This is a genomic window from Acinetobacter baretiae (assembly GCF_015627105.1).
GTDB classification, from domain to species: Bacteria; Pseudomonadota; Gammaproteobacteria; order Pseudomonadales; family Moraxellaceae; genus Acinetobacter; species Acinetobacter baretiae.
The window spans coordinates 1-6,684 of record NZ_VTDM01000051.1 but is presented as its reverse complement, the minus strand read 5'-3'; the positions used below and the strand labels follow the sequence as shown (position 1 = coordinate 6,684).

At 34.8% G+C, this 6,684-nt stretch carries 9 protein-coding genes; 1 reads left to right on the top strand and 8 read right to left on the bottom strand.

Annotated features, from left to right (window positions below):
• Positions 1-741: 741 nt before the first annotated feature.
• From I2F17_RS12235 to I2F17_RS12200, 8 genes are all read right to left on the bottom strand, one after another.
• Entirely contained in the window at positions 742-1,941 is a 1,200-nt protein-coding gene (locus I2F17_RS12235; protein ID WP_211140134.1) for a P-loop NTPase family protein, read from the bottom strand.
• Entirely contained in the window at positions 1,942-2,223 is a 282-nt protein-coding gene (locus tag I2F17_RS12230) for a DUF2523 family protein (RefSeq protein ID WP_211140133.1), read from the bottom strand.
• Positions 2,216-3,532 (bottom strand): hypothetical protein, encoded by a 1,317-nt coding sequence (locus I2F17_RS12225; RefSeq protein WP_211140132.1) that lies wholly within the window; start codon positions 3,530-3,532, stop codon positions 2,216-2,218. Before I2F17_RS12225 ends, I2F17_RS12230 begins: the two co-directional genes overlap by 8 nt.
• 259 nt (positions 3,533-3,791) lie before the next feature.
• Positions 3,792-4,046 (bottom strand): hypothetical protein, encoded by a 255-nt coding sequence (locus tag I2F17_RS12220; RefSeq protein ID WP_211140131.1) that lies wholly within the window; start codon positions 4,044-4,046, stop codon positions 3,792-3,794.
• Positions 4,043-4,255: a hypothetical protein gene (locus I2F17_RS12215; RefSeq protein ID WP_211140130.1), complete on the bottom strand. Its 213-nt coding sequence runs from the start codon at positions 4,253-4,255 to the stop codon at positions 4,043-4,045. The genes I2F17_RS12220 and I2F17_RS12215 overlap by 4 nt, the downstream gene beginning before the upstream one ends.
• A gap of 3 nt (positions 4,256-4,258) precedes the next feature.
• Positions 4,259-4,489, bottom strand: coding sequence for a hypothetical protein (locus I2F17_RS12210; protein ID WP_211140129.1), 231 nt, complete (start codon positions 4,487-4,489; stop codon positions 4,259-4,261).
• Positions 4,490-4,496: 7 nt separating this feature from the next.
• On the bottom strand, positions 4,497-4,775 hold the full coding sequence (locus tag I2F17_RS12205) for a hypothetical protein (RefSeq protein WP_211140128.1): 279 nt from the start codon (positions 4,773-4,775) through the stop codon (positions 4,497-4,499).
• Between the two features lie 21 nt (positions 4,776-4,796).
• Positions 4,797-6,029, bottom strand: a complete 1,233-nt coding sequence (locus tag I2F17_RS12200; protein ID WP_211140127.1) for a phage/plasmid replication protein, II/X family — start codon at positions 6,027-6,029, stop codon at positions 4,797-4,799.
• A gap of 126 nt (positions 6,030-6,155) precedes the next feature.
• Here I2F17_RS12200 and I2F17_RS12195 point away from each other — a divergent pair, with 126 nt between their 5' ends.
• The gene (locus tag I2F17_RS12195) at positions 6,156-6,353 is read left to right on the top strand and encodes a hypothetical protein (RefSeq protein WP_211140126.1); all 198 of its coding nucleotides are present in this window, start codon (positions 6,156-6,158) and stop codon (positions 6,351-6,353) included.
• Positions 6,354-6,684: the final 331 nt, after the last annotated feature.

The window sequence follows — 6,684 nt, the reverse complement described above, 5'->3', positions numbered from 1 at the left end:
ATTATGCGAAATCATCTATAAAATAAAAACCAAACTATATAAAATATTGCATAAATAAGCATATTAGAAAAAATAGAAATCATAGCTAAAATTAGAACAAAATATTTATCATTCATAAAAACCTCATTACATTTTTTAATTGAGCCGTTTTTTATTTCATAAAAAAGCCAACTCAAATAAAAAACGTTACATATAAAATCGTGGGCTGTATTTCTTAACAGTTTTACTTTCTAGCTCTCATGACATAAAAATTTACTTTTTTGGTCAACTCATTTCCTAAAAATCGCCACTGGAGACGTGCTTTCTTATAATTTGACATATCTCACGAAAAATAAAACCGAAAGATATCAAATGAAAAGCCTAAAAGCAGTTTAGTAGACAATGTGGATAATGCTCCGCAACGTATTTTTTTATCTATTGATAAAACTATGCATAAATCCGCAAAACGGTGATTCGTGTTTCACGTTGATTTATACACAATTTTAGTCAACAGAAAAATACTTTACCCACAGTGTCTTTACTAAACTCAATAACCGCTTTTTAAAATCAGTCTTTTAATTTGTTTAAAAGCAAAAGCGGTGTAAACATGAATCATAGATGATATGTAAAATTTTTTAGGTGGCACGTCTCCAGTGGCGATTTGTATGAGCCTTATGAATTGACACTTGAAGATAAATTTTCATTCTATTTACCGCTGAAGTGTTAAAACTGTGCTTCAAAATGGCAATCCCGTTGGAAAGTTTAATCAACAAAAGTTGGTGTATTACCTAAAACAACAACATTTTTTGCTGACATCTCTTTTGAAGCTGTCGTTAAATCTTGATCGCTTTGACTCGATCTAGCAGATGTTTCTACACGTGTCTTACGATCTGAAAAGTAATCATAAGGTCTATCACCGGCATTTGCGATCAAACGATCACAAACGGACTTATCAACATTTAGATATGTGCCCTGCTCTGTATATGCTTGATACTTGCCTTTTGCAGAGATGCAACCGCTGAACTTAGGTGTATTTATGACTTGATATTCAACGTCTTTTTGAGCTTCTTCTAGCTCATATGGTTTTGATGGATCGTAGTTAATGGTCTTTAAACTTTTATGGCCACTGGTTAGATCATCTAGCCATTTTCTGCATTCAGGTTTTGATATATTTTCACCTTTGCGACATTCAAAATCTATGTTTTCAGGCGTAATAGCAACTGTACTTTTATCAAAAGGTGATTTAATCAGTGCTTGTTTATCATTGTTTTGTTGCTCTACTTTTTTCATTTCTGTAACACTATCATTTGTCGATGAAAATAAGTATCTAGACAGTAAATAGATCACGAGTAGTACAATTAAAATACCAATTACAAAACCAATGAGCTTCCAATTGATTAGCACACTTCGACCAGATGCACGACCATCTTTCGTTGTTTTGTAGAGCTTCCAATACTTTTCTTCGATCTTATATGTAAATTCTTCATGTGCCGTATTTTTAATATTCTTAGTGACACTGTTGTGTACTTTTGTAAATACCCAACCTTTTGAAACAGTTTTACTTTCAATCTCAAGCCAATAATATTGATTGACTAATTGTCTTACATCACTTTTTACAAGTGCTGGATTTGGACTAATAATCCATAAGTCTAAGTGATCGTGTCGAATCATAGAAAGATCTGCAACAGCAGAATCTTTACGTGATGATGTGTTTTTGCCTAACGTTTGATGTAATTGAATTTCATCAATAATGACTAGAGAATCAGGTTCACAATCTCTCCAATCATCAGGCAAAGACTGAACGCCTTCGGCAAGTTCTGCATGTGCCCGAATATTTGAATATATATTTTTATATTTACCTTTCTTTTTTTCTAATTCAGCTTCACGTACACAAAAATATGATTTTCCTGTACCAATTCCACCGCAAATTAATCTAAATATACCGCCTACAGCTTCAGACATTTATTTTTTCCTTATAAATAACTTACCAGAGTTAACATTGAGCAAAAATATGGCAACTGAAACAAAAGCTGAAATAACAGTATCAAAGCCAACTAAACCGAGTAATTGTAATAATTGCACTGGTAGTGAATTAGAGAACTCTTGAATCAAGTTTGTAATTGTTGCTTTGAATAAAGCAAGTACAGCAACATAAGAAAATATGCCCAACCCTGCTCCAGTAATGATTCTACGAACAGCATTGTCTAAGAGCCAACCTGCAACAAGAACAAGAATTCTACCCATTTGGTTGTGTCCTTAAGCCAATGATAAGAAAGAAAATTGCACCAAGATGACCGAGCGAAACAACAAATGGTTTTGCATCAGATGCATAATCACAAAATGGAGTTAAGTCTTTTGTGAATACCATAGATCCGACAGAACCAAATGGGATAGATTCGGTTTCAGCTTTAAATGGACAAGTTGCATTAAACTTTGCATGTTCTTCCATTTTGTATTTTTCAATTTTAAGTTCATCAATTTGAAGTTGTGGTTCATTTTCAATTTGAGGGTCTTTTTTAAACCAATCGATAAATTGACAGATTGTTGTTGCCCAACTGCAAAAAGCAGGAAGCTGAAAAGATGAAGTTGAAGTCGAAGTTGTACCGTCTGGGTTGGTTGTTGTGGTTGTTCCAGTAGAAGTACTTCCACTATTTGACGTTGCAGAATCAGGATTGTTTGCAAGTTGTGATTGTGCAGTACTGATAATGTTCTGCATCGTTGTATTAAGACCTTGATTGTTTGTTGCTTGTGCAACTGATGTAGTTGCTTGACCAGTCGTAGTATCAATCGGTGTGTATGCGTCTTTAATTGCTTTTATTTGTTGTTGTTGATCTGCTTTTGAGAGTGCTTCTGTCAATATCTTTTGTAATTGTTCAGCAGTTGTAATTTCTTGAGATTGAGAAGTGGCAGAAGATTTATAAGAGGGATTTTTTCTTAGTGTGATTAAAAGAATACCGCCTGTACTGGGTCTACAATACCAAGCAGTCGGGGATAATGTTTGAAGACTATAAGGTTTATTATTAGAAATAACAGAGCATAATTTTTCTTTATCTGCATAATACTGTGATCGAGTTTCACCACTGTATACATATTCTAAGTTGGGACAAAATTCTCCATTGTCACCGCACTCAATTCTTTCTTTAGGTTTAATCGTGTTGTTGTTGGGATCCATGACGTAATCAACGGCTTTTAACAGACCGCCCACAACTTCAGCACCAAGCCAAACGGCATTTGCACCCCAAAGGGCACGTTTGCCCCAACGTTTTGCGAGTTCTGCGGCTGCTTCTGCTTTTGATGCTTGTACTTCAACTGCTTCAATCGTAAGACCTTGTCTTGTTCCGTCTTTAACGATTGAGTCTGAATATGAAGCTGATACAGTTTGTGTACCTGGCTTAACATCAACATTGCTAATTTCTTTATAAGTTGTAGAAGTATTGCTTGATAAATCTTGTGCTAGAGTGGGTTTTCTCGATGAATTATTCGCAGGCGGATTAGCAGAATATACAAATGTACTCGATAGAATTAAGATCATTAAAGCAATGATTTTTTTCATTTTTTTAAACTCTTAAGATATTTTAAACGTCTTAAACAGGGTGCGATTAAAGGAGACCAAGCAATAAGAGTACAAATAGAAAAATTAACGAGAAAAAATATGAGAAAAATATAAAAATTAGTCATTTAGTCACCCGAAAAGATAATCCAAAGTGCCGCCGCAACTACAATAATGAAGTACATTGTCATGGTTCATATCCTGAAAAAATCGGGGGCTGAGGTGCGTACGGTTGTGCGCTCCCCGCCCCCGATTTTTATAATTAACGAAGCATTGAAAGTGCTTTTTTAATACCCCAAGCGGCATACGTTGGAAGTGCTTTTAATTGACCCGCAGCCATAAGACCACCAAGTACAGCAACACCACCAAGACCAGTCGTTAAATCAATTACTGTTGAGTCGGCAGCAAAAGCAGGAACAGAAAGAGCAACTGCTGTTGCACCAATTGTCATTTTTTGCCAAAGTGTAGATGGTTGTTTTACAGTTTTTTCAACTGTATTTTGTTCATTTTTACTCATTTGATATCTCCATCATGTGCGAGTAAGTTAAGATAAGTACGAATTGCAGATGCAACGTACCAAATCAGTGCTGTTGCTGATAACAACGCTGATACTTGAGCAACAGATAAGTTATTAAGCTGATCTGTCCAAGATTCTTTGTAAATAACCCATGCGACACACGTTTGTACGTCATTGACAATTTGTAATGTTTCGCAAACGTATGCCATTTATTAAACCTTTAAAAATCGTTTATCAAAGCGAATCAAAAGATCAACTTGAGAAGCTAGAGAAATATGTTTTAGACGAACTAAACAGACGAGATAGCCTTTGAGTTGATGAAATATAGCCTCTAATTCTTCACGTGATGAATGACGTGAAGCACTATGAAAAAAATCATTTAAATCCGAATTAATAGAGGTTTCTAATAAATCTATATCGACAATACCTTGTGTATAAGACATATATGACCTACTTTTTAGGTAATGGTTTAACGTCATAAATGACAAACTTTTCATTGTTCCAACGGTCTTTAGTCGCTGAAAACTCGATTTCACATTCAATACCATTTTCATAAGCATTAGATAAAATTGCTTTAATTTGCTCAGGCGGTTGCTTTGCATCTGGTGATACTTGTAGATCAATGGTTTGAGGATTAAAAATTTGACAGTTGAACATGCGCCCTTTTTTTTCACTGTCGTAGTATTCAGGATTGATGTTCATTTTTGCGGTACGAATTGATAAAGACATTTTAATGTTTCCTTAGGCTAATTAAGCAACGAGTAATTTGTGTGGCGTTGGGATAGGTTCAACAAACCACGATGGAACTTGTGAGGCAAAATCAATATTAATCATTTGCACAAACGGGATAATTTTGGTTTCATCGTTTTCTACATGAAGATTTTGCAAGTAAGCTTTTGAGAAGCCAACAGATACAAGATCGACAACTAATTGTTCAAAACGACGTGTGCCATACAATTTTTGCTGTTTCATTTCAGCGTAACCAATAGTTTTAATTTGGTTATAAAAACTGTATAGATTTAGTGATTTACGATAAGACACCTTGCCTTTCGGGGTAACCGTTTGAAAATGAAATTTGAGTTTGTTTAACAACTGTTCATCATCGATATACGTCATGGTTTGACCTCTCAACGCTTCAAATATTTTATGAAAACCTTTTTGCCACATGGTGGGGAATAAATTCACATTGTCTTTTTGGTGATTTATCAAGTCCCATACATTGGTAGGTATGTCATTTCGTTCTAAATAACGCTTTAAAAAAGTACATTCCCAACGAAGTGAATTACGAGCAATTTCGATAATTCTTTCGTCAGACATTGCAGTTACAACAACTTTTGCATGTGGGTCGCCCTTCTCTGCTTTCTTTTTATAATCTTCAAGTTGAGCCATAAATTCATCATATTTGCTATAGCATTTTTGACGAATCAAACGAGATGTAGCCCCACCCCAGTACGCAGTTGTTTCATATTTTTTAGATTTAGTCGGTTTTGTATGACCATTTTGAATACGTGCTAGAAAATCTATGGCTTGCCTCACTTGCTTAGGACTAGCAACTTTAGACATATACGTTAAATCTATACGAGCAATTTCAGCAGTCTGAATAGAAAGCATTGAATACAACGTAGGATAAGATTGACGTAAAAACCACAGCATTTCTTGTACGCAAATTTCTAAACAATCTGTACCAAAAACATTGTGGCCTTGCATGATCTTGGCAGGACTACCCTTAATAAGTACATGCGGATAGAAATATCCTTCCAAGTTGACCTTGCAAGCCATACCTGTAAACGAAGTTTCTAACGATGCATATGGACTGTATAAAGATTCTGTTTTTTGTTCACCGTTTTCATTCCAGTAGACAGCTTTAGCCCCGATCGGGATATCTAATTCTTTTAAATCTACATTTACAAATTCGTGACGGCCCTCAACAACGTCCACATAATCGACTGAAAACGGTATTAATATTTCTAGTGTGTCGATCATGATTTCCCCATCATAAAAATATGCAACAATGTTATGTGCAACATAATGGTGTATTTGTATCATAGTTGCGTGTGACAATGCAACAATGTCACAATGATAAAATAGATAAATTAAATAGGCTTAGAGATGGAAGAAATGTCAAAGACTTATAGGATCAAAACGGAATATGTGTCATTGATACAAAAAACACACATAGATTTTATTGTTAAAACAAGGTTACCTATTGATGAGGCAGATATTGTAAATGCTTTAATTGCAAAGCATCTAAAAGAGCTAAAAGCAGAAGATGTAATTGAGTGGCAGAAAGAGTATAAAGAGAAATAAAACGAAAATATTTTCGCATAAGTCCACCATTAAAGAATGTGGACTTTTTCAGAAACGTGAAATTTTTTGATATGTCTATTAATCATAGAAACAGTCAAAATTCTATTGCAATAAGCACACCGAATGAGCTTATTTGTCTGGTCTTGCAAATAAGCTATATTCAGATCATTGAGAGAAGAAACAAAACGAGGACGATGATGTCGCATAATCAAGATTCATGTTAAATGCACTGGTGTTACTTGCGATTTTAACATCATTGACAATAACCCCGACTGACGCACGAACATTGTCAATGATGAAGCAAGTAACATAATCAGCCATTATGCGAAAT